Origin of the sequence: Streptomyces violaceusniger Tu 4113 (genome assembly GCF_000147815.2) — a bacterium.
Taxonomy (GTDB): Bacteria; Actinomycetota; Actinomycetes; order Streptomycetales; family Streptomycetaceae; genus Streptomyces; species Streptomyces violaceusniger_A.
Map to the genome: position 1 here is coordinate 2,429,472 of NC_015957.1, position 24,244 is coordinate 2,453,715.

Annotated in this window: 29 protein-coding genes and 1 pseudogene; 18 read left to right on the forward strand and 12 right to left on the reverse strand. The window is 70.9% G+C overall.

The window, feature by feature from the left end:
* Nucleotides 1–2: 2 nt before the first annotated feature.
* The 3 genes from STRVI_RS10650 to STRVI_RS10660 all read right to left on the reverse strand — a co-directional run bounded on the left by STRVI_RS10650 (nucleotide 3) and on the right by STRVI_RS10660 (nucleotide 2,413).
* Nucleotides 3–626 (reverse strand): TetR/AcrR family transcriptional regulator, encoded by a 624-nt coding sequence (locus tag STRVI_RS10650; RefSeq protein WP_043235723.1) that lies wholly within the window; start codon nucleotides 624–626, stop codon nucleotides 3–5.
* A gap of 97 nt (nucleotides 627–723) precedes the next feature.
* Nucleotides 724–1,512 (reverse strand): MerR family transcriptional regulator, encoded by a 789-nt coding sequence (locus tag STRVI_RS10655; protein ID WP_043238419.1) that lies wholly within the window; start codon nucleotides 1,510–1,512, stop codon nucleotides 724–726.
* Between the two features lie 112 nt (nucleotides 1,513–1,624).
* Nucleotides 1,625–2,413 (reverse strand): GNAT family N-acetyltransferase, encoded by a 789-nt coding sequence (locus STRVI_RS10660; protein ID WP_014055651.1) that lies wholly within the window; start codon nucleotides 2,411–2,413, stop codon nucleotides 1,625–1,627.
* A gap of 157 nt (nucleotides 2,414–2,570) precedes the next feature.
* Between STRVI_RS10660 and STRVI_RS10665 the strand changes: the two genes are divergently transcribed.
* Both STRVI_RS10665 and STRVI_RS10670 read left to right on the forward strand, forming a co-directional pair.
* On the forward strand, nucleotides 2,571–3,863 hold the full coding sequence (locus STRVI_RS10665; protein WP_014055652.1) for a helix-turn-helix domain-containing protein: 1,293 nt from the start codon (nucleotides 2,571–2,573) through the stop codon (nucleotides 3,861–3,863).
* Between the two features lie 45 nt (nucleotides 3,864–3,908).
* Nucleotides 3,909–4,124, forward strand: a complete 216-nt coding sequence (locus tag STRVI_RS10670; RefSeq protein WP_435532612.1) for an EF-hand domain-containing protein — start codon at nucleotides 3,909–3,911, stop codon at nucleotides 4,122–4,124.
* A gap of 401 nt (nucleotides 4,125–4,525) precedes the next feature.
* On the opposite strand, the gene STRVI_RS56345 is transcribed toward STRVI_RS10670, so the two are convergent.
* The 3 genes from STRVI_RS56345 to STRVI_RS10675 all read right to left on the reverse strand — a co-directional run bounded on the left by STRVI_RS56345 (nucleotide 4,526) and on the right by STRVI_RS10675 (nucleotide 5,817).
* On the reverse strand, nucleotides 4,526–4,879 hold the full coding sequence (locus STRVI_RS56345; RefSeq protein WP_435532613.1) for a helix-turn-helix domain-containing protein: 354 nt from the start codon (nucleotides 4,877–4,879) through the stop codon (nucleotides 4,526–4,528).
* Between the two features lie 84 nt (nucleotides 4,880–4,963).
* Nucleotides 4,964–5,209, reverse strand: a complete 246-nt coding sequence (locus STRVI_RS52030; RefSeq protein ID WP_014055654.1) for a hypothetical protein — start codon at nucleotides 5,207–5,209, stop codon at nucleotides 4,964–4,966.
* Nucleotides 5,206–5,817, reverse strand: a complete 612-nt coding sequence (locus STRVI_RS10675) for a TetR/AcrR family transcriptional regulator (protein ID WP_014055655.1) — start codon at nucleotides 5,815–5,817, stop codon at nucleotides 5,206–5,208. Before STRVI_RS10675 ends, STRVI_RS52030 begins: the two co-directional genes overlap by 4 nt.
* 144 nt (nucleotides 5,818–5,961) lie before the next feature.
* Here STRVI_RS10675 and STRVI_RS10680 point away from each other — a divergent pair, with 144 nt between their 5' ends.
* Nucleotides 5,962–6,696: an SDR family NAD(P)-dependent oxidoreductase gene (locus STRVI_RS10680; RefSeq protein ID WP_014055656.1), complete on the forward strand. Its 735-nt coding sequence runs from the start codon at nucleotides 5,962–5,964 to the stop codon at nucleotides 6,694–6,696.
* A gap of 32 nt (nucleotides 6,697–6,728) precedes the next feature.
* Complete coding sequence (locus STRVI_RS10685; protein WP_014055657.1) at nucleotides 6,729–7,352, forward strand: NADPH-dependent F420 reductase; 624 nt, start codon at nucleotides 6,729–6,731, stop codon at nucleotides 7,350–7,352.
* A gap of 140 nt (nucleotides 7,353–7,492) precedes the next feature.
* Here STRVI_RS10685 and STRVI_RS55915 read toward each other — a convergent pair.
* Both STRVI_RS55915 and STRVI_RS56350 read right to left on the reverse strand, forming a co-directional pair.
* Nucleotides 7,493–7,714, reverse strand: a pseudogene (locus STRVI_RS55915) (DUF4158 domain-containing protein); the annotation flags it as partial.
* Nucleotides 7,611–7,829, reverse strand: coding sequence for a helix-turn-helix domain-containing protein (locus tag STRVI_RS56350; RefSeq protein ID WP_435532580.1), 219 nt, complete (start codon nucleotides 7,827–7,829; stop codon nucleotides 7,611–7,613). The gene STRVI_RS56350 and the pseudogene STRVI_RS55915, both read right to left, overlap by 104 nt.
* A 213-nt stretch (nucleotides 7,830–8,042) precedes the next feature.
* Here STRVI_RS56350 and STRVI_RS10690 point away from each other — a divergent pair, with 213 nt between their 5' ends.
* The gene (locus STRVI_RS10690) at nucleotides 8,043–8,882 is read left to right on the forward strand and encodes an AIM24 family protein (RefSeq protein WP_014055658.1); all 840 of its coding nucleotides are present in this window, start codon (nucleotides 8,043–8,045) and stop codon (nucleotides 8,880–8,882) included.
* 25 nt (nucleotides 8,883–8,907) lie between these two features.
* Here STRVI_RS10690 and STRVI_RS10695 read toward each other — a convergent pair whose 3' ends face one another.
* Together STRVI_RS10695 and STRVI_RS10700 are read right to left on the reverse strand one after the other, a co-directional pair.
* Entirely contained in the window at nucleotides 8,908–9,090 is a 183-nt protein-coding gene (locus STRVI_RS10695) for a DUF6126 family protein (RefSeq protein ID WP_150112886.1), read from the reverse strand.
* Between the two features lie 17 nt (nucleotides 9,091–9,107).
* A complete protein-coding gene (locus STRVI_RS10700) occupies nucleotides 9,108–9,785 on the reverse strand; it encodes a helix-turn-helix domain-containing protein (RefSeq protein ID WP_014055660.1) in 678 nt (225 codons plus the stop codon).
* 189 nt (nucleotides 9,786–9,974) lie between these two features.
* Between STRVI_RS10700 and STRVI_RS10705 the strand changes: the two genes are divergently transcribed.
* The 12 genes from STRVI_RS10705 (at nucleotide 9,975) to STRVI_RS10760 (ending at nucleotide 21,284) form a co-directional block, all read left to right on the forward strand.
* Complete coding sequence (locus STRVI_RS10705; protein ID WP_014055661.1) at nucleotides 9,975–10,403, forward strand: ribonuclease; 429 nt, start codon at nucleotides 9,975–9,977, stop codon at nucleotides 10,401–10,403.
* A 242-nt stretch (nucleotides 10,404–10,645) separates the two neighbouring features.
* Nucleotides 10,646–11,614 (forward strand): sugar kinase, encoded by a 969-nt coding sequence (locus STRVI_RS10710; protein WP_043235726.1) that lies wholly within the window; start codon nucleotides 10,646–10,648, stop codon nucleotides 11,612–11,614.
* A gap of 209 nt (nucleotides 11,615–11,823) precedes the next feature.
* On the forward strand, nucleotides 11,824–12,477 hold the full coding sequence (locus tag STRVI_RS10715) for a bifunctional 4-hydroxy-2-oxoglutarate aldolase/2-dehydro-3-deoxy-phosphogluconate aldolase (protein WP_014055663.1): 654 nt from the start codon (nucleotides 11,824–11,826) through the stop codon (nucleotides 12,475–12,477).
* A 257-nt stretch (nucleotides 12,478–12,734) separates the two neighbouring features.
* Complete coding sequence (locus STRVI_RS10720; RefSeq protein WP_014055664.1) at nucleotides 12,735–13,583, forward strand: transporter substrate-binding domain-containing protein; 849 nt, start codon at nucleotides 12,735–12,737, stop codon at nucleotides 13,581–13,583.
* A gap of 131 nt (nucleotides 13,584–13,714) precedes the next feature.
* The gene (locus STRVI_RS46230) at nucleotides 13,715–14,404 is read left to right on the forward strand and encodes a TetR/AcrR family transcriptional regulator (protein WP_014055665.1); all 690 of its coding nucleotides are present in this window, start codon (nucleotides 13,715–13,717) and stop codon (nucleotides 14,402–14,404) included.
* Between the two features lie 130 nt (nucleotides 14,405–14,534).
* The gene (locus STRVI_RS46235) at nucleotides 14,535–15,164 is read left to right on the forward strand and encodes an HAAS signaling domain-containing protein (protein WP_014055666.1); all 630 of its coding nucleotides are present in this window, start codon (nucleotides 14,535–14,537) and stop codon (nucleotides 15,162–15,164) included.
* 128 nt (nucleotides 15,165–15,292) lie between these two features.
* Nucleotides 15,293–16,060, forward strand: coding sequence for a GntR family transcriptional regulator (locus STRVI_RS10735; protein ID WP_014055667.1), 768 nt, complete (start codon nucleotides 15,293–15,295; stop codon nucleotides 16,058–16,060).
* A gap of 285 nt (nucleotides 16,061–16,345) precedes the next feature.
* Complete coding sequence (locus STRVI_RS10740) at nucleotides 16,346–17,335, forward strand: sugar ABC transporter substrate-binding protein (protein WP_014055668.1); 990 nt, start codon at nucleotides 16,346–16,348, stop codon at nucleotides 17,333–17,335.
* On the forward strand, nucleotides 17,332–18,381 hold the full coding sequence (locus STRVI_RS10745) for an ABC transporter permease (protein WP_014055669.1): 1,050 nt from the start codon (nucleotides 17,332–17,334) through the stop codon (nucleotides 18,379–18,381). Before STRVI_RS10740 ends, STRVI_RS10745 begins: the two co-directional genes overlap by 4 nt.
* A complete protein-coding gene (locus tag STRVI_RS10750) occupies nucleotides 18,378–19,217 on the forward strand; it encodes an ATP-binding cassette domain-containing protein (protein WP_014055670.1) in 840 nt (279 codons plus the stop codon). Before STRVI_RS10745 ends, STRVI_RS10750 begins: the two co-directional genes overlap by 4 nt.
* Nucleotides 19,218–19,443: 226 nt before the next feature.
* Nucleotides 19,444–20,598, forward strand: coding sequence for an ROK family glucokinase (locus tag STRVI_RS10755; RefSeq protein ID WP_014055671.1), 1,155 nt, complete (start codon nucleotides 19,444–19,446; stop codon nucleotides 20,596–20,598).
* 200 nt (nucleotides 20,599–20,798) lie between these two features.
* Nucleotides 20,799–21,284 carry a hypothetical protein gene (locus STRVI_RS10760; RefSeq protein ID WP_208949131.1) on the forward strand — a complete coding sequence of 162 codons (486 nt, stop codon included), beginning with the start codon at nucleotides 20,799–20,801 and terminating at the stop codon, nucleotides 21,282–21,284.
* Nucleotides 21,285–21,627: 343 nt separating this feature from the next.
* On the opposite strand, the gene STRVI_RS10765 is transcribed toward STRVI_RS10760, so the two are convergent.
* Nucleotides 21,628–22,320: a DedA family protein gene (locus STRVI_RS10765; RefSeq protein WP_014055673.1), complete on the reverse strand. Its 693-nt coding sequence runs from the start codon at nucleotides 22,318–22,320 to the stop codon at nucleotides 21,628–21,630.
* Nucleotides 22,321–22,553: 233 nt separating this feature from the next.
* Between STRVI_RS10765 and STRVI_RS10770 the strand changes: the two genes are divergently transcribed.
* Nucleotides 22,554–23,270 carry a phosphatase PAP2 family protein gene (locus STRVI_RS10770; protein ID WP_014055674.1) on the forward strand — a complete coding sequence of 239 codons (717 nt, stop codon included), beginning with the start codon at nucleotides 22,554–22,556 and terminating at the stop codon, nucleotides 23,268–23,270.
* Here the strand turns inward: STRVI_RS10770 and STRVI_RS10775 are convergent.
* On the reverse strand, nucleotides 23,166–24,242 hold the full coding sequence (locus tag STRVI_RS10775; RefSeq protein WP_014055675.1) for a M56 family metallopeptidase: 1,077 nt from the start codon (nucleotides 24,240–24,242) through the stop codon (nucleotides 23,166–23,168). The genes STRVI_RS10770 and STRVI_RS10775 overlap by 105 nt on opposite strands.
* Nucleotides 24,243–24,244 lie beyond the last annotated feature (2 nt).

Genomic DNA, 24,244 nt, shown 5'->3' on the forward strand with positions numbered 1-24,244 from the left:
TGTCAGTGACCGCGCAGGAGCGGCAGAAGGATGTCGTCCACGAGGTGCTCGATGAACGGTTCATCGCACGGCTCACCCGCGATCACGATGCGGTGGACGATCACGGCCGGTGCCACCTCGGCGAAGAGCTCGGCAGCCCGGGGAGACAGCTGTTCGCCGTGCCGGATCGCCTTGCGCAGCGGCTCGTCGGTCATCGCCGCCTCATCCCGACGCAGAATGCGACGCATCTCCTCCGCGAGCCGCGCGTCACTGCGCATCCCGGCGAACAGCGCCCCCAGCAGGCCGATCTCCTGCTCGGCGATCTGCCGAGCCAGCCAGCTGACGAGCCCGAGGAGATCTCCTCGAAGATCACCCGCCACAGGCCCGGGAGGCGTGGCCTGCGAGCGGTGCTCGACGGCCGCCGCGACCAGCGCGGCCTTGTCGCGATAGCGACGGTAGATCGTCGTCTTCGCCGCCCCGGAACGACTCGCGACCGCCTCCATGGACAGCTGCTCGTAGCCCACCTCGGTCAGCAGCGACAGCGTCGCGTCAAGAATGGTCAGGTCACGGCTAGTGTCGCGCGGCCGACCCATGACGGGTGGCCGCGCTGTGCCGCCATTTCGTGAGCCACTCGATGCGCGTGCCACGCCTACTCCTACTTTCGATACGCTACGGTTTCGTATCGAAAGTAGCTCGGAATACGGTCTCCGGCAACTCGGGCTCGCTTGATCGACGAGACAGGCTCTAGCTCCCTGCCCGACGGGCCTCCCGCACCCGCTCCACATAACCGACCAACTCGGCCATCCGCTCGCCGGGCCAGGGCAGTCGGCCGCTGAGCTCTTCGCGGTGGTCCTGCCACATGCGCCGGGCCGCCGCCTTGGTCTCCGCCCGGGCCCGCTCACCGCCGCCGTGGAAGGACTCGCCCACCGCGTCCCAGCGCCGCACAAGCTCCCGTACGTCCGCGTCATCCACCGGAGTCCCGGCCTCCATATGCTCCAGCAACGCCTCCACGAGCCCGGCCCACTCGCTCTTGGCCGCCTCGACCGCCTCGGGCCCAAGCGTGCTCCTGCGCCGGGCGAGCTCATCGCGTTGTTCCTGGGTGAAATAGCCGTCCAGCATCGACATCATCTCCAAGGCCGTCATGAACTGGTCCGGATCGGGTATCGACGCCCCGTCGAGCTGCCGCAGCATCCCGCGAATCCGCTCGCTGAGCTGCTGAATCCGCTCGGCCTGCGCGGTGAGCCGGTCCAACTGCCCGGCGAGCGACGCACGCAGCGCCTCAGGACCGTCCGCGGAGGCCGCGAGCGCGTCGCCGATCTCCTCCAGGGACAGCCCCAACCCGCGCAACGCCCGCACCCGGTACAGGCGCCGCAGATCCTCCGCCGCATACCGACGGTGCCCGGCCCCGGTCCGCCCACTCGCCCGGACCAGCCCCACCTCGTCGTAATGCCGCAGCGCCCGCACGGTCACTCCACTCGCCCGCGCCAGCTCACCGATGCTCCACCGATCTCCGGTGGCGTCCTTTCCGATCACGCCGCCCACGCTAGAACCGGCCGCAACGAGAGGTTCAAGCCCTCAGGCACCACCCCGTTCCGGCGGATTCAACGAAGGTTCGCCGGGTGCCTCCGGCAGCCGCCTCCTCGGGTTACGCCTCGCGGTGGGGATCGTAGATGTATGGAGTCGTGGTGCTCAGAACGGTGAACCCGAGTCGTTGCAGGATGGGGCGGCTCTCGTCGGTGGCGTCGACTTGAAGGTAGCGGTAGCCGAGGTCGGCGGCGGTCCGAGCGCGGTGGGCGACCAGAGCACGGTAGATGCCCCGGCCTCGCCAGGCGGTCACGGTGCCGCCGCCCCACAGACCGGCGAAGTCGGTGCCCGGGTTCAGTTCCATCCGCGCCGCGCACACGGGCAGGTCGCCGGCCATCGCGACGACCATGCTGATGGTTTCGGAGCTCTGGGCGAGCTGGGTGAGCAGCCGCTGCCGCAGGCGGGCGCTGCTGACGCCGAAGGCCTGTTCGTGGACGGCCGCCACGAGGTCCACCCCGGCGGTGTCGGTCACCGGACGTAGGTGGACACCTTCGGGCAGTGCGGTGTCGGTGGGCAGGTCCCGGACCGGCGCGACCATCACTGCCTCCTGCGGCTCGGGCGTGAACCCGGCCGACTTCAGCCGCCTCCCGAGGTCACCGGGTCGGTCGTGGGCGTATGCCTTCCATTCGAACTCGCGCCCAAGCGTGGCGAAGTACCGCATCTGGGCTCTGATCGCCGCATCCGCGGTGCTCTGGTCGAGGTCGGACCAGAGGACGCCGTTCCAGTCGTGATCCGCGCCGACCTGCCGCACGACGTCGCCGTCACGCTCGACACGGGTTCCGCGGCCGTCGGCGTGCGCGTCGCGCCTCAACTGGCGGTCGAACAAGGCAAGTACTTCTTCATGGTTCATTCCGCTCACTCCAGCATGGGGAGGGCAATCGCACCACTGGGTTTCTCCTGTTCCCCGCCGACGTGAATGATCATGTGGAACGTGAGAGGCGCTCGGCCGGGCTTGCCCAGCCAGATGGATCAGAGGTAACGCCAGTCGAGTGGGGAAGACGCACACCATGAGCGTGACCAAGATTCCCGGACCAGGTGCGAATGTGGCCGTCTGCCGTAAGGCGCGCGGCTTCAGCCAAGTTGCTCTTGCCCGGCGTGCGGGCGTGTCGGTTTCGCTGCTCAGCAAGATCGAGGTGGGCGACCGCGCACTGACCCAGGGCATTGCCGCCGCTCTTGCTCAGGCCATGGGTTTGACGCTGGATGAGCTGCTGGGCACGGCCCCCATCGAGCGCACCGACGAGAAGAGCCTTGCCACCCTCAATTACGTCATTCGGCGGTTCGACATCCCCGACACGCCGCCGTCACACCCTGAGGACCTTCCGCGCGAGCTGGCCGCACTGAACGAGCATCGCTATCGGACCGAGCTGTCGGCGGTGTTGCGGAAGCTCCCGGGCGTGCTGGCCGGCGTGACCAACTACGCGCACGCCACCCAGTCGCCCGACGCCTGGACCCGTGTCGCCGACACGTATTCGGTGGTCTACTGGCTGGCCGCCCGACACCGCTGGATGCACCTCGCCGAGCTGGCCGTCATGAAACAGCGGCTGGCCGCCGAGCGTGCGCACCCCATCGCGGCCACGGTGGCCGCCCGGGACGAGGCCGGAGCCTTCCTGAACTCCGGAGACTTCGCAGGCGGGTTGGCCATTGTGGACCGCGCCGTTGTCGAGGCCGAGTCGAGCTTGCGAGGCCATGACCGCGCCTATGGCCTGGGTATCCTGCACCTGCGTGGGCTGACGCTGGCCGGTCGGATCAAGGACAAGGCAACCGCCGAACGGCACATAGCCGCAGCTTGGCAGGCGGCCGAGGAGTTCCCTGAGGACGTCGAGGACCATGGCATCCACTTCGGGCCCGAGAACACCGCTGTGCATGTCATTTCGACAGCCTCTGACATGGAGGACTACCGCGAGTCGCTCAACACGGCGGATGACCTGATCCGGGGTGGGGTGACGCTTCCGGCCACGCGCGTTGGCCCGCTGCACATGAACATCAGCAGGTCAAAGCTCGCCCTGGGGGACCGTGACGGGGCTCTCGAATCGCTCGCAGCGGCTTGGGACGTCGCGCCGGAGATGGCCCGTGTCCATCCGACCAGCCAAGAGCTGATGCGCGTGCTGACCTCGCTGCACCGCCGCAGCAACCCGCGCCTTACCCAAGCTGGCCAAGCGGGCGGGCGTGCCCTTCTGAACTATCGGGGGAGTTCCCGGTTTCGACGGTCGGCCACCGCCTGGTCGTCTGTCCTGGCAGCCATCTGGCCGGCCCGGCGCGCGTCCCGCTTCGGCGTGCTGCAGGCGATCAGTGCGCAGTAACATCGCACAACATCCAACAAGGAAGGGCGAAACCACGTGGTGGACATGAAAGCGGCCGCGCGCAAGGCCTTTGACGCATACGACCTCGATGCCGACGGGCAGATAACCGCCAAGGAATACCAGCAGGTCGTCGCCGAGCTGCGCGGCGAGCACCTCACCGACGAGCAGGCGCAACAATTCATCGACGTACTCGACATGGACGGCGACGGCACGATGTCGTTCGAGGAGTTCTGGGCCCCGATGCAGGGCGGCGCGGACTGACCACGGGCATTCCGGTCACCCCGCGCGCGGCGCCGGGGCGGTGGCGGAGGCGCCAGCCTGGCGGCCTGAGGGCCAAGCGATGACAGTATTGGTGACCAAGGTGGCGAGCAACAGCACAGGCCCAAATACCGTTCTGTGAGGAGTAGTTCGCGCCGTCCGGTTGGCAGAACATCGGCCTGACCCTGGACGGTTGGGCGGTTGGACGGTTGGGCGGTCGTGGGCGTGGGCCCGGAGAACGGTGATGCCGCGTCACTGGAGAAGCTGACCGCCGACTATGAGCTTCCGGCCACCCGGACGCCCCCGTCGTGGCCCCTCCGTGGCTCTCGGAGATCCAGGGAGCGGCCAGTACCCGTCGGCATTCTTGCCCGGGACGCGCGGGGTGCCGCCCCTGGCGTGACCGCTCACCCTGTCGGCTTCGGGAACCCGATCGGGTTGGGGAAGCGCAGGGCTGCGGCGCAGGCGGTGCTCAGGGGGGTGAGGAGGCGGGTCAGGGTTGCCACCTGCTCGGGGGTCAGCGGGCGCCAGGGGCGTTCCGCCGCTTGGTCCGTAGCGGTCTCGGCCGTGCGGATCAGCTCGCGTCCGGCCTGCGTCGCGGTGCCGTCCGGGGTGAGCAGGTCGCGGTCGGTCAGGCGCCGTGTGGCGGCGTCCCACTCCTGGTCGGTCCAGCCGCGGTGGGGCTGGAGTTCGGTGCGGGGGAGGTCGACGGCGGAACGGAGGCCGATCCGGAGGAGACTGATCCCGACGGCGGGTTTCAGCCGGACGTGTTGGCTGCCCGCATCTTCAGGACCTCCCGGCTGCGTACGAGTTCTTCATGCGCCACCGCGTACGGACTTATGTGATCAGCCGTCTGTTCGAACCGGCGGCGCGTCTGCGTCCTGGGCAGGGATGACGGCCTCGAACTCCTGAAGTCCTCGGGGCTCGCTGGTCTCCCCGGCGGCTTCTGCTGCGGCCTTCAGCGGGCGGGCGACCAGTTCCGTAAAAGCCGGCGGGTCCGGGCCAGGTGCCGGGCGGCTGGTGTCGCGTACCAGCGGATGCAGCCGCGCGACCGGCAGCGCGTCCAGCCCGGCCGCGGAGTGCCAAGTCAACTTGACACTTCCTCCCGTCGCCGGTCATCGCCGGCCGTGGCGGGGATGGCGTTGTCGATGAGGACGGCGGCGATGGCGGCGGCGGTGGGGAAGGCGTCGGCGTTGAGGACCCGGGTGCGGGCCGCGGCGCCGTCGATGAGCAGCGCGAGCTGCTCGCCGAGCTGTTCAGGGTCGGCGGCGCCGGCTTCGCGGGCGGTGTCGGCGAGCCGCGCGGCGACGGCTTTCTTGTAGTCGCGTGCGTACTGGGATGCGGGGTGCTGGGGGTCGTGGAGTTCGACGGCGGCGGCGATGTAGGGGCACAGGGGGGTGGTGGGGGGGACGTCGAAGGCGGCGAGGAGCCGTTCGCGGGGCGTGAGGTCGGTGCGGTCGAACACGCCGGACAGAACGGAGGGGTCGAACCGGCGCAGGTAATCGGCGACGAGTTCGTCCTTGCCGGTGAAGTGCTGGTAGGCCGTGCGCTTGGACACCTGGGCCGCCGCGCAAAGCTGGTCCATGCCGGTGCGGTTGATGCCCTGCTCGCGGAACAGTTGCTGGGACGCGCTGACGATGCGCTCGCGGGCGCCCCGGCCGCGGCGGCGGCCCGTGGGGCCCTTCTCCAACTCCGTCATGGGTCCATGGTACCCCAGCTTGGTAACGACCGGTGTACATAGTTTGCGCCCCGGCCGCCCGCCCAGTACCGTAAGCACACAGAGCGGTGTACTTAACACCGTCACCCCAGGTACACACGGCACCACCGACCCAAGGGAACGACTATGGGAAAGCTTGACGGCAAGGTCGCGGTCATCACCGGCGGCACCACCGGCATGGCGCTGGCCGGCGCGAAGCTGTTCGTCGACGAGGGAGCGCACGTCTTCATCACCGGCCGCCGCCAGGAGGCCCTGGACGAGGCCGTGAGGCAGATCGGCCGCAACGTCACCGGCGTCCAGGGCGACGCCGCCGACCTGGACGACCTGGACCGTCTGTACGACACCGTCAAGCGGGAGAAGGGAAGCCTCGACGTGCTGTGGGCCAGCGCCGGCGGGGGCGAGCCCGCCCCGCTCGGCGAGATCACCGAGGCCCACTTCGACGCCGCGTTCTACCTCAACGCCCGCGGCACCCTGTTCACCGTCCAGAAGGCCCTCCCGCTCTTCAACGACGGCGGCTCCATCCTCATGACCGGCTCCAACGCCTCTCTCGGCGCCTTCCCCGGCTGGAGCGTCTACGCCGGCAGCAAGGCCGTCCAGCAGGCCTGGGCCCGCGTCTGGCTCAACGAGCTCAAGGACCGCCGCATCCGCGTCAACGTCCTGACCCCCGGCCAGGTCGCCACCGCCAAGCAGGAAGAACTCTTCGACGAGGCCACCAAGCGCCAGTTCGAGTCCCTCATCCCCCGCGGCCAGATGGGCCGCCCCGACGAAATCGCCACCGCCGCCCTCTTCCTCGCCTCCGACGACTCCAGCTACGTCAACGGCATGGAACTCGTCGCCGACGGCGGCACCACCGCCATCTGAACCGAAGAACCACAACCAGGGCAGGACATCTCATGAGCAACATCAGCATCATCGGCACCGGAAACATGGCCCGCACCATCGGCGCGCGGGCGGTGGCGGGCGGCAACACCGTCGAGGTCATGGGCCGCGATCAGTCCAAGGCGGCTGATCTGGCCAAGGCTCTCGGCGGCGGCGCCACGACGGGAGAATGGGGCACCGCCCCGGCCGGGGACATCGTCATCGTGGCCCTGTTGTACGACGGTGTCGTGCCGGTCGTCGCCCAGTACGGAGACGCTCTCGCGGGCAAGGTCATCGTCGACATCAGCAATCCCTTCAATGCCACGTTCGACGGGCTGGCCCACCGCGAGGAGACCTCGATCGCGCAGGAGGTCGCCAAGGCGGCCCCGGCCGGCGCCAGCGTGGTGAAGGCGTTCAACACCATCTTCCGTCATGTCCTGGAAAAGGGTCGGCCCGACGTCTTCATCGCCGGCGATAATGCGCAGGCCAAGGCAAGTGTGGAGGCGTTCATCGAGAGCCTCGGGCTGCGCCCGCTGGACGTCGGCGGCCTGAAAATGGCGCACTGGCTGGAAGGAGCGGGCGTGGTCACGGTGGGCCTCGCCAACCACGGGGTGGGGAACTTGGACTTCGCCCTCAGCATCACCGAACTTCCCGTCTGAGCAAACGGTTGACGGATCACCGAAAGGACTCGCCAATGCAGAGTCACCGCGGTGAAAGCGTCATCAAACTGCCGGCAGCCTGAGGCCACGATCCGGTCTACCTGCCCGGCGGCCGGCGGCTCGACTTTCTCACTCCGGCAGCGGCTGCGCAGGGCGCTGGCCAGCCGTTCCCGGTTCGTTTCTGTCGGGCATATTTCCTCGGCCGGCCACTGCGCCCACCGCTCTTCGTCAGCCTCGGTCGGGCCGCGGGTCCCGTACTCACTGCGGATCTGGGCACGGTGGTACTTGATAGTCCGGCCAGTCCAGGAATAGCCGGCGAACAGGGCCGGATCGACCTGCACCAGCGATCCGAGATAGTCCACCGCCGCCCTCGTACGCGGCCTCGGCCTCCGGTGCGAAGTACGCGACCGCGTGGATCGGCTCGAAGAGGGCCCACATCGTGCGGGCCGTCGTCGCAGCACTGGTGTTCATTGCCATGCTCCCTTCAGCATCGCCCCCGGGGCCGGACCACGACCGGCATTGTGCCAAGCTCCCGGAACCCGGACATCCGGGTCGGACGTTGACCCGGATGTCTGGTTACGACATCACCTGACACCATCTGGCATCAACGGGTGCGACGGACGGGACGGACGCGAGCGATGCGACCGACACGAACCGACGTGCCTGATACGACCTTCGAGGAGATCGGCTGTGACCCTGCGGCAAGAGATCGTCGGCAACGCCATGCAGATGGCGGTCTGCACCCTGCAGCCGGGGCAGACCGTCTACTGCGAGGCCGGGAAGTTCCTGTTCAAGACGGCGAACGTGACGATGGAGACCCGGCTGTCCGGGCCCGGCGGGGGCGGCGGTCAGGCCGCCGGGGGCAGTGGCGGGAGCGCCGGGGGTGCCGGGGGCGGCGGGATGGGCGGGATGCTGCGCCAGGCCATGGGCACCGCCATGCAGGTGGGGCAGCGGGCGCTGGCCGGGGAGTCGCTGGCGTTCCAGTACTTCACCGCCACCGGCGGCGAGGGCACCGTCGGCTTCGCGGGGGTGCTGCCCGGTGAAATGCGGGCGCTGGAGCTGGACGGGGCACGGGCGTGGTTCGCGGAGAAGGACGCCTTCGTGGCGGCCGAATCCACCGTGGAGTTCGGGATCGCCTTCCAGGGCGGGAAGACCGGGCGCAGCGGCGGCGAGGGATTCATCCTGGAGAAGTTCACCGGGCACGGCACCGTGATCATCTGTGGTGCGGGCAACTTCATCGACCTGAATCCGGCCGATTTCGGCGGCCGGATCGAGGTCGACACGGGCTGCATCGTGGCCTTCGAGGAAGGCATCCGCTACGGCGTGGAGCGCATCGGCGGGCTCAACCGCCAGGGGCTGATGAACGCGGTCTTCGGCGGCGAGGGGCTGTCGCTGGCCACGCTGGAGGGCAATGGGCGGGTGATCCTGCAGTCGCTCACCATCGAGGGGCTGGCGAACGCCCTGAAGAAGGCGCAGGGCGGCGACAAGCAGGGGCCGACGGGCGGGATGTTCTCCACCCACGCGGGGTGACGCGCCCCTGGGCCTTGCCCCCCGCTTACCCGCCCGCGACGTAGAAGAGGAAGAAGAGGAAAGCGGCGATGAAGTGGACGCCCACGAGGTAGATGAAGACCCGGACCGTGAAGCTCATCGGCGCCCGGTCCTCCTCGTTGGGGCCGGTCCGGGCACGGGCCGGCGGGTCCGTCCGGGTGTCGCTCGCGCTCATCTGGTTCGCGGTCATGTCGTTCCCGTCCTCCTTCATGGCGTACCGGGCCTTCCTCGGTGAGCGGCGTCGCCGAGGCACAGCTCGGCCGCGCCGCTCTGCAGCAGCGTGTGGACGAAGAGCAGATCCACGCCGCCGGGCGAGGCGGCGGCGATGCGGTGCGGGGTGAGCGAGTCGAAATGGGCCGCGTCGCCCGGGGAGAGGGTGTGTACGGTTTCGCCGAGGGTCAGCCGCAGCCGGCCCCCCAGCACGTAGAGCCACTCCTCGCCGGGGTGGACCCGCACCAGGCCCTCCTGGGCGCCGGAGCGCTCCGGCACATGCAGCCGCAGCGCCTGCATGGCCCGGCCGGAGCCGCCGGCCTGCCAGTAGGTCCAGCCGCCCGCCTCCTGCGCCTCCATGCGGTCGGCCCGCACGACCGGGTCCCGTTCCGAGGTCTCCTCGCCGAGCAGGTCGGATACCGTGGTTCCGTAGGTACGGGCCAGGGTCAGCAGCATCGGGAGCGAGGGCTGGCGGCGGCCCGTCTCCAGCCGTGACAGATGCGCGGGTGAGAGCCCGACGCGATGGGCGGCGGCCTCGAGCGTCAGACCGCTGCGCCGCCGCAGGTCGCGCAGGCGGGGAGCGACGGTGGGCAGCTCGGCGGACGGTCCGCCGGGGTGACCGTCGGCCGGTCCGTCCGTGGGCCCCTCGTCGGGCCCGTGGGGGAGCGGGTGCATGTCTCCGGTATAACCAGACCTGACCTCTCGGGCAAAAGATTTGCCTGAGAGGCAATAAGCTGGCGATGCGGGCGGGAGGTTGCGCTTTCGTTACCTCCTCTGGCGCTTCGCGCAGTTCTTGTGAACTCCCGGCGAACGGCGGTCACTTGGCATTGACACGACAGCGTCTACGCGCGTCATGCTATGTCTATGACAATCCCCCCACGGATCGCTCGCATCGGTGCCCTCGGCGCCCTCGTCTCGACGCTGATCATCGGCGGTACGGCCACGGCGGCCACCGCTGTGGCCCCGGCGGCCTCGCACACCGTTGTGTCGTCGCAGGTCATCGCGGCCGTCGGCGACATCTGCTACTCGGATCTGCCGTCCCAGGCCCATGACACCCTGGACCTGATCGAGCAGGGTGGCCCCTACCCGTTCCCCCAGGACGGCAACGTCTTCCAGAACCGTGAAGGCGTCCTTCCGTCCCAGTCCTCCGGTTACTACCACGAGTACACCGTGATCACCCCGGGCTCCGGCGACCGTGGCGCCCGGCGCATCGTCGCCGGTAAGCAGACGGACGAGGACTACTACACCTCGGACCACTACGCCTCGTTCGACCTGGTCGACCGCGGCTGCTGACGCGGCCCGACCGAAGACCGCCACCCCCCGCAGCGCGGCCGCTGCCCCTCACCAGGGCAGCGGCCGCAGTGCTGTCCGCGCCCGCCCTCAGCCCTGCCCTCGGCCCTGCCCTCAGACCCGCCCTCCGCCCCGCCGCCGCGCCACCGCAGTCCCGATAACGGTCACCGCCCCGGGAACCCCGCGCGGGTCATTGTCGTTGCTTCCCGATACCGTCTCGGTTAGCAGCGGACGTGCGGGGAGGCATGGTGGCGAACGGTCCGGAAGTGGTCACGTGCGGGGAGGCGATGCTCCTGCTGCTCGCCGAGCCCGGGGTCCCGCTGGACCGGGCCGTGCATTTCCGCCGGTCGGTGGCGGGGGCCGAGTCCAATGTGGCCGTGGGCCTCGCCCGGCTCGGCCACGGCGTGCGCTGGCTCGGCCGGGTCGGCGCCGACCCCGCGGGGGAGGCGGTGCTGCGCGAGCTGCGCGCCGACTGTGTGGACGTCGCCCACGCGATCGTGGACGACCATGCCCCCACCGGGCTGCTGATGCGGGACAGCCATGCGCACCGCGCCATCGATGTGCAGTACTACCGCATGGGATCCGCCGCCTCCCGGCTGACGCCCGAGCAGATACGCCCCGAGGCCCTCGAAGGCACCCGGCTGCTGCATCTGTCCGGGATCACACCGATGCTCTCGCCGACCGCGGCGGCCGCGAGCCGGCGGCTGGTGGAGCTGGCCCGTGCGGCCGGGGCCAAGGTGTCCTTCGATCCGAACGTACGGCACAAGCTGGGCGGCGCGGCGCAGTGGGCCCAGACGGCGGGTCCGTTGCTGCGCGACGCCGACATCGTCCTCGCGGGCGAGGACGAGTTGGAGCTGCTGACCGCCCAACCCGCCGACGAGGCCGCGCGGGAGCTGCTGCGCGGCGGCGCCGACGAGGTCGTGATCAAGCGCGCCGACCACTCCTCGACCGTCCTCACCGCGGACGGCGGCTGGGACCAGGCGCCCCACGCGGTGCCGGTCGTCGACCCGATCGGGGCCGGTGACGGCTTCGCGGCCGGCTATCTGTCGGCCCGCCTGCGCGGGCTGCACGAGCACCAGGCGCTCGCCGAGGCGGTGTGCGTGGCCGCCCTCGTCGTCCAGGCCGCCACCGATACGGACGGGCTGCCCACCGCCGCCGCGCGGGACCGGGCGCTCGCCGAGCTGCCCAAGGGCGGGGACGCGGTATACCGCTGAGCCGACCCGGACAGCGCAGGCAACACAGGCAACACCGATAACGGGGGCAGCGCGGACAGCGCCGGTAACACCGACAAGCCAGATATCGATCCACCAAGCGCATCACAGCACCGCACATCGTCCACCGCACACTGAAATCGCCGCATATCCCGGAGGCAATCCGGGGCGGCATCGCCAGCAGCACTTGGGAGAGGAAGGCGGCGACCGCCGTGTACCGCTGGGAGATCACCCGGGCCGCGCTCGCGCAGCGCGTTCTCGCCATCGTCCGTAGCGACAGCTACGACCACGCCCATGCCACGGCGGACAGTCTGCTCTCCGCCGGTATCACCAGCCTGGAGATCTCGCTGACCACGCCCTTCGCCCTGGAGGCGGTCACCACACTGATCCGGGAGGTCGGCGATGACGCGGTGATCGGCGCGGGCACGGTGCTCGACGCCGCCTCGGCCCGGATGGCGGTGGACGCGGGGGCCCGCTTCCTCGTCTCGCCGAGCCTGGACCCCGAGGTCATCCGCACCGGCCACCGCTACGGTCTGCCGGTCTTCCCCGGCGTGGCCACGCCCACCGAGGCGGTGCACGCGATGGAGCTGGGCGCGGACGCCCTGAAGCTCTTCCCCGCCTCCGCCTACGGGCCCCGATGGGTCAGCGACGTACGGGCCGCGCTGCCGCAGGCCGCCGTCGTCCCCACCGGCGGGGTGACGCCGGCCGAGGCCCCGGACTGGATCGCGGCCGGGGCCGTCGCCTGCGGAATGGGCTCGGCGCTGTCCGAGGGCGACCGGGACACCGTGGGCAAGCGCGCCGCCGAGCTGCTGGCCCGTCTCGCGGATGTGGCACCACCGCTGGACTCGGCGCCAGAGCTGTACTGAACTGAACCGCTGTGCGCGGGCTGTACGGACGGCGGGGCGCGGGCTGTACTGACCGCTGTGCGCGGGCCGTACGGACGGGAGCGCCCGGGTCGTACTGACCGCCGTGCGCGGGCCGTACGAATGGCGGTGCGTGGCCCGTACGCCCGCGCATCCCAGCGGGCGGTCAACCGCTTCCCGTGGGGCGGGAGTTCTGCCACCCTGAGCGCGCTGTGATCATGCGGCTCGTACCGGCCGCCCGCTCGCGCCCAGGAGGTGCCGTGAGACGTACCGTCACGCTGTCCGCCCTCGCCGCCGTGCTCGCCGCCACCGCCGCCGGTTCGGCGCTGGCCGTCGGCTCCACGTCCAAGCCCGAGTCGCCGCGGGCGTCCGCCGCCGACCGCGCCCGGCCGCAGCGCGGCACCCTGCTCGACCGGGTGCCCGAGCGCGGGGTGCTGCGGGTGTGCACCACGGGCGACTACCGGCCTTTCAGCCATCGCGACCCCAAGTCCGGCGCCTACACCGGCATCGACATCAAGATGGCCGGGGACCTCGCCAAGAGCCTGGACGCCAAACCGGCGTTCGTGCCCACCACCTGGGCCACCCTGGTGGACGACCTCGCCGCCGGACGCTGCGACGTGGGCATGGGCGGGGTGTCGGTGACCCTGGCCCGCGCCCGTAAGGCGTCCTTCAGCGAGCCGTATCTCACCGACGGCAAGACGCCGATCGTGCGCTGCGAGGACAAGGCCAGGTACCGCACGCTGGAGGACATCGACCGGCCGGGCGTGCGGGTGGTGGTCAACCCGGGTGGCACCAATGAGGAGTTCGCCCGGGCGCATGTCAAACGGGCCACTCTCACCGTCCATCCGGACAACACCACGATCTTCGACGAGATCATCGCGGGCCGCGCCGATGTGATGATGACGGACGCCAGCGAGACCCGCTACCAGTCCGCGATCCACCCGGAGCTGTGCGCGGTCCACCCCGACGAGCCGTTCTCCTTCTCCGAGAAGGCGTACGCCCTGCCGCGCGGCGATGCGCAGTTCACGGAGTACGTCGACCAGTGGGTCCATCTGGCCACCCACGACGGTACGTACAAGAAGTACGAGGACGAATGGTTGAGGCGGTGAGGCGGTGAGGCGGTGAAGGCGTGAGGGCGGTGACGCGGCGGCGGACGACCGACGGCTGAAAATCTGGGCATCGCCGTAGGACTCTTGCGTCCGCCGCCCTCCCATGGTGCCCGGAGCGGGAAGATGGCCCCATGAGTCCCGCCCAGCCCTTGCGCCGCCGCTCGGACGCCGTTGCCAACCGCGCCGCCCTCCTCGACGCGGCCGAGCGGGTCCTGCTCCGCGATGGGCCCGCCGTGCCGTTGGACGTGGTGGCGCGCGAGGCCGGGGTCGGCATCGCCACGCTGTACCGGAACTTCGCCGACCGCGACGAGTTATACGCGGCCGTCGTCCACCGCGCCCACCAGCTCGTGGCCGACCTCGCCCAGGAGGCCGAGGCCGGCGCGGCGCCACCGCTGGACGCGCTGGCCGGTTTCCTGGACCGGCTCCTCGCCGAACGCAGCCATCTCGCCCTGCCGTTGCTCAGCGTCCCCGGCCCGCGTCCGCAGAACGGAGCCGCTCCCCTCGGCCCGTATCCGCAGAACGGGGCCGCCCCCCTCGGCCCGCGGATCTCCCGGTCGTTGGACGCGGTCCTGAAGCGGGGCATCGACGACGGCTCGATCCGGCCCGATGCCACCGCCGCCGACCTCGTCGTCACCGTGGCGACGCTCGCCCGTGCCCAACTCCCGCCCGACGCCTGGGATCGAGCCGCCCGCCGCATCGCCGCGCTCGTCCTGGACGGGCTGCGCGCCCGCTCCGACACCGCCCCGCTCCCCGCCGGGCTCACCGGTGCCGAACTGGACCGGGCCATGACCCACAGCGGGGGTGACAGGGCCGCCTACTAGCCTGTCGCCCGCAGCGGGATGCGCATTTGCGCGAATTCGGGCGCGGCCCTTGCGCGGGTGCTACACGCTGACGGATGCCGGTTGTAATGGCCCGGACCGGTGAACGTTTCCTCGCATCCGGAGAGACGATATGAGCAGTCCCCTCAGCCACCCCCTCGTGCGGACCTTTCTGGCCTCGGTCGAGCGGCGTACCGCGGCGCTTCCCGCCGCGTGGCGGGAGGAACTGCTCGAGGATCTGCGCGAGGAGATCGCGGCGGCGCTGGCGGACGACCGCACCGAGGATCCCGCCGCGGACGGCGGCCCGGCGATCAGCGATGAGCGCGTTCGGCGGGCGCTCGACTGGATCGGAACCCCGGAGGAGATCGCGGCGGACGCGCTGGCCGAGGAGTCCGGCAGCATTCCCCCCGAGCCGGAGAACCCCGGCGGCACCTGGCTGACGCTCGGCCTCGCCGTGCTGCCCGTGCCGCTGTGCCTGGTCCCGGGCGTGGGGATACCGCTGGGGCTGGTCGCCGCCTTCGGCGCGCTCGTCCGGCTGTGGCGGTCCGCGCCGTGGGCGCGGCGCGAGAAGCGGCAGGCCACCCTGTTCGTCCTGTCGCCGCTGGTGTCGGTGCCGGTGCTGGCGGCCGCCCTCTCCCTGGCGTTCGACGGGATCAGCGCCCCCGCGTTCGTGGCCTCCCTCCTGATAGCGCTCGCCCTGCCGGTGGCCGGCGCCATACGGCTGGCCCGGTCCGCCGCCCGGCTGCGCGAGCAGGCCCCGTAGGAGGCAGGACGGCCCCGTAGCTGACAGCGTTGTCGGCCCCGGTGGGTCGACTGTGCGTAGTTTGTCCGGACAATCGAACTTCACGACTTCCCGTCATGTGCTCATCCGGATACCCTCGCCCCGTGGCTATGGAGGAAGAAGACTCTTCGGGCGGGGCCGAGGCGCTCCAGCTCAGCGTGGACCGCAGCAGTCCGGTCCCGCTGTATTTCCAGCTTTCCCAGCAGCTCGAGGCGGCGATCGAGCAGGGGCGGCTGGCGCCCGGCAGCCTGCTGGGCAATGAGATCGAGCTGGCCGGGCGGCTCGGGCTGTCCCGCCCCACCGTCCGGCAGGCCATTTCGTCGCTCGTCGACAAGGGGCTGCTGGTGCGCCGCCGGGGCGTGGGCACGCAGGTGGTGCACAGCCAGGTCAAGCGCCCGCTGGAGCTGAGCAGCCTCTACGACGACCTGGAGGCGGCCGGTCAGCGCCCCGCCACCCAGGTGCTGCGGAACACGACCGAGCTCGCGACCGCCCAGGTCGCCGCCGCGCTCGGCATCTCCGAGGGTGCCGAGGTGGTGCTGATCGAGCGGCTGCGGCTGGCGCACGGCGAGCCCATGGCCCATCTGCGCAACCACCTCCCCGTGGGCCTGCTCAAGCTGGACAGCGCCGAGCTGGAGGACACCGGGCTCTACCGGCTGATGCGCGCGGCCGGGATCACCCTGCACAGCGCCCGCCAGGCGGTCGGCGCCCGCGCGGCCACCGCCGAGGAGGGGGAGCAGCTCGGGGAGCCGGAGGGTGCGCCGCTGCTGACGATGGAGCGGACGACCTACGACGACACCGGCCGGGCCGTGGAGTTCGGCTCGCACACCTACCGGGCCTCGCGCTACGCCTTCGAGTTCCAGCTCCTCGTGCGCCCCTGAGCCCTTCCTCCCGCCGTACAAGCCCGTCGCACCCGGCCGCTGTTCTTGACGTGTCCCGTATCCGCCGCTACAAGTCCTCCAGCCGGACGGGCACCGGGCCCGCCACGGGTTTCACCGTACGCGGCGCCGCCGAGCACCCCGGAAGCCCCGGCGAGGGCCGGTGACGGATACTTGGCGGCGGCCGGGCCCGATCATGCCGGACCCGGCCGCGAAGGTGACAGCGGGACGAACACACAGTGAGAAGGGCGGGTCTTCGTGGCGAAGGTGCGGAGAGGGGCACGTGCGATGACCGCCGCCGTGCTGGCGGCGGTGCTGGGTACGGCGTTGGCGGGCTGCAGCAGTACGGGCGGCAAGCGTGCCGAGGAGCGGGCCGCGAGGGAGGCGGCCGCCGGGGGGCGGGCGGCGGTCAACACCCCGAAGTGGACCTTCGCGATGGTCACCCACTCCGGCGACGGCGACACCTTCTGGGACATCGTCCAGAGCGGCGCCAAGCAGGCCGCGGTCAAGGACAACATCCGGTTCCTCTACGCCCACAACGAGGAGGGCAAGGAGCAGTCCCAGCTCGTCCAGTCCTACATCGACCAGAAGGTCGACGGTCTGATCGTCACCCTCGCCAAGCCCGACGCCATGAAGGCCGTGGTGAAGAAGGCGCGGAAGGCCGGGATACCGGTGATCACCGTCAACTCCGGCTCCGAGGTGTCCAAGGCGTTCGGCGCGCTCACCCACGTCGGCCAGGACGAGACCATCGCGGGCGAGGCGGTCGGCGACGAGCTCAACAAGCGGGGCCGCAAGAAGGCCCTGTGCGTGCTCCACGAGCAGGGCAACGTCGGCCATGAGCAGCGCTGCGACGGCGCGGCCAAGACCTTCGACGGCAAGATGGAGAAGATCTACGTCGAGGGCACCAACATGCCCGATGTGCAGTCCTCGATCGAGGCCAAGCTCCAGTCGGACAAGGGCATCGACACCGTGCTCACCCTCGGCGCCCCCTTCGCGGACACCGCCGCCAAGGCCGCCGACCAGGCGGGCAGCAAGGCCGAGATCGACACCTTCGACCTCAACGCCAAGGTCGCCGCGGCGCTCCAGGACGGCACACTCGGCTTCGCCGTGGACCAGCAGCCGTATCTGCAGGGCTATGAGGCCGTGGATCTGCTGTGGCTCAACCGCTACAACGCCGATGTGCTCGGCGGCGGCAAGCCGGTGCTGACCGGACCGCAGATCATCACCAAGGACGACGCCGCCGAGCTCGCGTCGTACACGAAGCGGGGCACCCGATGAGCGCGGAGGCACCGCCCGTCGAAGAGCTCGCGAGCCGGCCGCCGGTGCGCGGCTCGCTGCCGCGCCGGCTCGCGGGGCGGCCGGAGCTGGGCGCGGTCGTCGGCGCCGTCGCCGTCTTCGTCTTCTTCTCGGTCGTCGCCGACGCCTTCCTCCAGTGGTCCAGCTTCAGCACCGTGCTGTACGCGTCCTCGACCATCGGGATCATGGCGGTGCCGGTCGCGCTGCTGATGATCGGCGGGGAGTTCGATCTGTCGACCGGCGTCCTGGTGACCAGCTCGGCGCTGATCTCGTCGATGTTCTCGTACCAGATGACGGCGAACGTATGGGTCGGCGCCGGGGTGTCCCTGCTGGCCACCCTCGCGATCGGCTTCTTCAACGGCTATCTGCTGGTCCGTACCAATCTGCCGAGCTTCATCATCACGCTCGGCACCTTTCTGATCCTCCAGGGCTGCAACCTCGGCTTCACCAAGCTGATCAGCGACACCGTCTCCACCAAGAGCATCGCCGACATGGAGGGCTTCCCCTCCGCCCATAAGGTCTTCGCCTCGCATCTGACCATCGGGGACGTCGAGGTGCAGATCACCGTCCTGTGGTGGTTCGCCCTGATCGCGCTCGCCACCTGGATCCTGCTGCGCACCCGCGCCGGGAACTGGATCTTCGCGGTGGGCGGCGCCAAGGAGGCGGCCCGCGCGGTCGGCGTACCGGTGGAGCGCACCAAGATCGGCCTCTATCTGGGCGTCGCGCTGGCCGCCTGGATCTCCGGCCAGCATCTGCTGTTCAACTACGACGTCGTCCAGTCCGGCGAGGGCGTGGGCAATGAGCTGCTCTACATCATCGCCGCCGTCATCGGCGGCTGCCTGCTGACCGGCGGCTACGGTTCGGCGGTCGGCGCGGCCGTCGGCGCGTTCATCTTCGGCATGACCAACAAGGGCATCGTCTACGCGCAGTGGGGCGCCGACTGGTTCAAGTTCTTCCTCGGGGCGATGCTGCTGCTCGCCACGCTGCTCAACTGGTGGGTCCGCAAGCGGGCGGAGGAGAGCAAATGAGTACGTCCCAGACATCTCGGGCGTCCCGAACGGCTCTGGTCGCGCTCAGCGACATCAGCAAGTACTACGGCAACGTCCAGGCCCTGGACGGCGTCTCCCTGGAGGTGCACGCCGGGGAGATCACCTGCGTCCTCGGGGACAACGGCGCGGGCAAGTCCACCCTCATCAAGATCGTCGCGGGGCTGCACCAGCACGACGGCGGCACCTTCGCCATCGAGGGGGAGGAGACCCGGCTCGGCTCCCCGCGCGAGGCCCTCGACCGCGGGATCGCCACGGTCTACCAGGACCTCGCCGTGGTCCCGATGATGCCGGTGTGGCGGAACTTCTTCCTCGGCTCCGAGATCCACAAGGGCCGCGGACCGCTCCGGCGCCTGGACGTGGAGGCGATGCGCGCCACGACCCACCGCGAACTGCTGCGCATGGGCATCGATCTGCGCGACGTCGACCAGCCCATCGGCACCCTCTCCGGCGGTCAGCGCCAGTGCGTGGCCATTGCCCGCGCCGTCCACTTCGGCGCGAAGGTGCTGATCCTGGACGAGCCGACGGCGGCGCTGGGCGTCAAGCAGTCCGGGGTCGTGCTCAAGTACGTCGCGGCCGCCCGGGACGCGGGCCTCGGCGTGGTCCTCATCACCCACAACCCGCACCACGCCTATCTCGTCGGCGACCGTTTCGTGCTGCTCAAGCGCGGCGCCATGGCGGGCAGCCACGCCAAGGACGAGATCGCGCTGGAGGAGCTCACCCGGCAGATGGCGGGTGGCAGCGAGCTGGAACAGCTCAGCCATGAGCTGGCCCGCACCCCCGCCCCCGATCTCTCGGAAGGGGTCGCCAAGGGCTGAGCGGCCGGGCCGACGGCCGTGTTCCGGCACCTCCGCGGGCCGCGGGCCGTAGGCTCACCATGCGGCGTGAGGCACGGGTGAGGCACAATCGCACGGCGGGCCCCACCCGCCACGACCGACGCACCCGAGGCCGAGCGGCCTCCCGATACCCCCGCAGGGACGACGAACTCTTGCGAGCACGTACCCGCAGCGACCGCACCCCCCACACCGGCGAGGGGGCCGGCCGATGAGCATCTACCGCGAACGAGTGCACCGGGGCTCGGCCCGGGCCACCGTATTGCGGACCGTCGGCACCCGTGAGCGCCGCTCGCATCTCAGCGCGCCCCGGGTGCCCACGGTCGGCATCGACATCGGCGGCACCAAGGTGATGGCAGGGGTGGTCGACGCCGACGGCATCATCCTCGAGAAGCTGCGCACCGAGACCCCGGACAAGTCCAAGAGCCCCAAGGTCGTCGAGGACACCATCACCGAACTGGTGCTGGACCTCTCCGACCGGCACGATGTGCACGCCGTGGGCATCGGCGCCGCGGGCTGGGTGGACGCCGACCGCAACCGGGTGCTCTTCGCCCCGCATCTGTCCTGGCGCAACGAACCGCTGCGCGACCGGCTCGCGGAGCGGCTCGACGTCCCGGTCATGGTCGACAACGACGCCAACGCGGCCGCGTGGGCGGAGTGGCGGTTCGGCGCCGGACGCGGCGAGGACCATCTCGTCATGATCACCCTCGGCACCGGAATCGGCGGCGCGATCCTGGAGGACGGCCAGGTCAAGCGCGGCAAGTACGGCGTCGCGGGGGAGTTCGGCCATATGCAGGTCGTCCCGGCCGGCCACCGCTGCCCCTGTGGCAACCGCGGCTGCTGGGAGCAGTACAGCTCCGGCAACGCCCTCGTCCGCGAGGCCCGCGAACTGGCCGCCGCCGAATCGCCGGTCGCCTACGGGATCACCGACCGGGTCGGCGGCAACATCCAGGAGATCACCGGGCCGCTGATCACCGAGCTGGCCCGGCAGGGCGACGCCATGTGTGTCGAACTGCTCCAGGACATCGGCCAGTGGCTCGGCGTCGGCATCGCCAATCTCGCCGCCGCCCTCGACCCCTCCTGCTTCGTCATCGGCGGAGGCGTCAGCGCCGCCGACGACCTGCTGATCGGCCCCGCCCGGGACGCCTTCCGGCGCACCCTCACCGGCCGCGGGTACCGGCCGGAAGCCCGGATCGTCAAGGCGCAGTTGGGCCCCGAGGCCGGGATGGTCGGCGCCGCCGACCTCGCCCGGCTGGTGGCCCGCCGCTTCCGCCGCGCCAACCGCCGCCGCGTCGAGCGGTACGAGCGCGCCGGGTCCTCCTCCCCGCTGCGGCTGGCGCCGCGGGGTCAGGCAGGCCGCGAATGACCGCCGCCGAGCAGCGCCCCGGCGCCCCGACGCCCCCCGCCGCCGACGGCAGGCACCCCGACGGGCCGACGTCCGGTGGGCCCACGTCCGGTGGGTCCGCGCCTGCTGGGCCCACGTCCGGTGGGTCCGCGCCTGGCGGGTCAATGTCCGGTGGGTCCACGCCCGGTGGCGGCCGCCCGTCCCGTCGCTGGCTCAGGGCCGTGATCGTCTTCCTGCTGATCGCGATCCCGGCGGGCTATCTGGTGATCTCCGCCATCCAGAGCCGCAACGGCGGTGAGGAGAAGGCGGAGGCGGCGTCGGCCAAGGGCCTCAGCGCGGGCTATCCGACCCGGGTGCAGCGGCGCATATACGACGTGCCGGTGCCGCCGCAGTCCAAGAAGGTCGGTTTCTACGAGACCAACTCCTGGAAGGTCAGCTCGCTGTACGTGCAGTTCGTCACGTCCAGCGACGGACTCGACTCCTTCCTGCACCGGATCGGCACCGGCCGCTCCGCCCTGGACAAGGGCAAGGTGACCATCACCGGCGCCCAGGCGAAGAAGGTCGGCTGGCAGGTCGGGGAGGCTGGTCACGACTGGGCCGGAATGGAGTTCAAGCAGAAGGATCCGCAACCCAAGTTGAGGATCACGGTCAAGTTCGACAATCCGGCGCATCCCAAGGTTTACGTGGTCTCCACAGTCACCCCGTAGGTCCATCACATCCTGGGTGCATCACGACGGCCCCGAGGACGGGCCCCCTGCTCGTCCTCGGGGCCGTCGCTGGGCACCACCTGGCATACCCTCAGCGCCGCTCTCACGCACCGCGCCACGCGATGCTCTCGTCCAGCCATCCCGCGTAGGTGCCGTCCGGCAGCAGCCGGCGCCCTCGCCGCCGCCCGCCGGGGCGCCGTTGCGCATGACCTCTGTCTCAGTCGGAAGCTCATCGGCGCCTGGCGACCGCCCCCGTCGACCAGTACCTGCTGTCCCTGGTCGCCGTGATCGTCGCGGTCTCGCTTCTGCCGCCGGCGGCGGAGATACGGCGCTCCCGACGCGGTCAGCGGTCGTCCTCAGGGGCGCTCTGATCACGTGCGGTAGCGTCGGTCCGGCCACTCGCGGGGGCGTCACTCCGGCCGTCCACGGGAGCGTCGACACTGCGGCGTCGGCGCACGTGCCACACCGCCAGCGCGGCCACGACGGCTGCGGCCAGCGCCACGGCGACGCCCCTGCCAACCAGGCCCTCGACGCGGCTGTAGGCGGTGCCTGCGAAGTAGCCGAGCAGGGTGAAGCCGACGCCCCAGACCAGGCCACCCAGGGCGTTGAAGAGCAGGAAGCGGCGGTAGGGCATACGGGAGACGCCGGCCAGCGCGGGCATCATCGCGCGGAAGAACGCGATGAAACGGCCGAAGAAGACCGCCGCGGGGCCACGGCGGCGGATCAGCTCCTGCGCCCTGCCGACGCGCGCGGCGTGGCGGCGCAGTGGGCGGGTGGCGAGGATGCGGGGACCAGCGTGGCGCCCGACCTCGTATCCGACGCTGTCGCCGACGATCGCGGCGAGGACGACGGCCGGCGCGAGCCACCACACCTCGGCCCTGCCCTGACTGGCCAGGACGCCACCGATCACCACGGCGGTCTCGCCGGGCAGGACGAAGCCGAAGAACAGGGCGTCCTCGGCGAAGACCAGGGCGGCCACGACCGCGTAGATCACCGGTCCGGACAGCCCGCCGAGCCAATCGGTGATGGCGTGCATCCGCCCACCTCCCTTTCGTCTCCGTCTCCGTCTCCGTCCACTCTCCTGGATCTGCGCCGGGTTCTCGTCCCGGCCGCCGGCGGACAGCGGCGACACACGTAACTCTACAAGGTGTAGTAGATTCGATGGAGGTTGCCGTTCCGTCACCCGGGCGTCGTGAGTACGTCATCCGCTCGTCGTGCGGTGGCCTCTTTACGGCATCACCATGCCGACCGAGAAAGGGACGTCTCCTCATGCCTCATGTGCGCCACTGGCCGCGCCTGTCCGTCCTGCTGTTCCTGGCCGCGATCGCCCTGGGCCTGGTCGCCGCGCACACCTCGCTGATCCAGCCGCACGACCTGGCCGCGGACCGCACGATCCAGACCGACACCCGCACCGGGTGGCTCAACTCGGTGATGCTGGGCGTCAGCTACGTAGCCTCGCCGGTCGGCGGCCTGGTGATGCTGGCGCTGTGGTGCGGGTGGCTTCTGTTCGTCCGGCACCGCCCGGTCTCCGCCGTGTCCACCTTCCTGGTGGTCGCGGTCGGCTGGAACGCCTCGGAGATCGGCAAGCTGGTCGTCGCCCGCAACCGGCCCCCGGCGGTCTACTCCCTGGACCCCGAGATCGGTTCGAACAGCTTCCCCAGCGGCCATGTCGCCTTCACCGTCTCGGCGGTGACCGCCGCGTACTTCCTGGCCCGCGGTTCCCACCGGCAGCGGCCCGTCGGCGTCGCGGCCGTCGTGATCGTGGCGGTCATTGCCTTCTCCCGCCTCTACATCGGGGCGCACTATCCCACCGACGTGCTCGGCTCCGTACTCATCAGCGGTGCGGCCATCCTCTGCCTCACCGGCCTGTGGCACGCCTGGCTACTGCCCCGCCTGCACCTGGTGCCGTATCTCGCGCTCTTCGGCCCGGTGCCCGGCCCGGCAGTCGTGGCGGGCGGCGAGCGACACGTCGAGCCGGTCGCCTGACCGGGCGGCCGTCCGGGCGACTGTGCGATCGGTGAACGGCTCGTGCGGCCCGTGGTGAGCCGATGGGCAGTGCGGGTACATCGCGCTCGCGAACATCTCGTCCGTCTCCACGGCGGCCTCCACCAGGCTGCCGCAGCACAGTGCCAGCAGCAGGCCGCCCGCGATCAGCGGCAGGCGCCGGGGGCGGAGGGCCGGGGCGAGCAGGGCCTTGACCCGGCGCGGGACCGGACCACCGTCGGCGGCCAGCACCCCGCGGTGGCGGCGGTCGCCGTTGGCGGCGAGCGCCGCGCGGGCGACGGCGCGGGCGACCACCGCACGGTCACCGGTCGCGGCCGCGGCCTCCTCGTCCGCCCAGCGTTCCAGGACGAACGCGCCGGCCGTGGCGAGGGGACGCAGTAGCGGGTTCACGGCCGCCGCGAGGCGCCAGGCGATCTGGAAGGCGTGGTGGCGGTAGCGCAGATGGGCGCGTTCGTGGGCCAGCAGGGCCTGGCGCTCCGCGCCGTCGAGGGCGCGCAGCATGCCGCTGGATACCACGATCCGGCCGGGGGTCCCGGGCAGCGCGTACGCCTCCGGCACCGGGTCGTCGATCACGGCGAGCTCACCGGCGGGCAGCCGCCTGCAGTGCCGCCGCGCCATCAGCAGGTCCCGCAGATGTCTGCGGGCGGCGATGCCGAAGCAGAGGGCGCTCCCGGTCAGGGCGAGGCCGCAGACCACGGCCACGGCCGACCGTACGGGGTTCTCGGCCCGCAGCGCGGTGACGGACCAGGGTCCCTGCTCGGCGACCTCCGGTATCTGCCCGACCCGGGTGAACGCGAGCAGCGCCAGCGCCCCCACCCATCCCCCGGCCATGACCAGCACGGCGCAGGTCAGGGCCCAGGCCGCCGGGCGGGGCGGCAGGTGGCGCGCCGCCCAGGGGGCGAGCACGGCGAGCAGCGCGCTGACCACGAAGGGGATGTAGACGCTGAACCGCATCC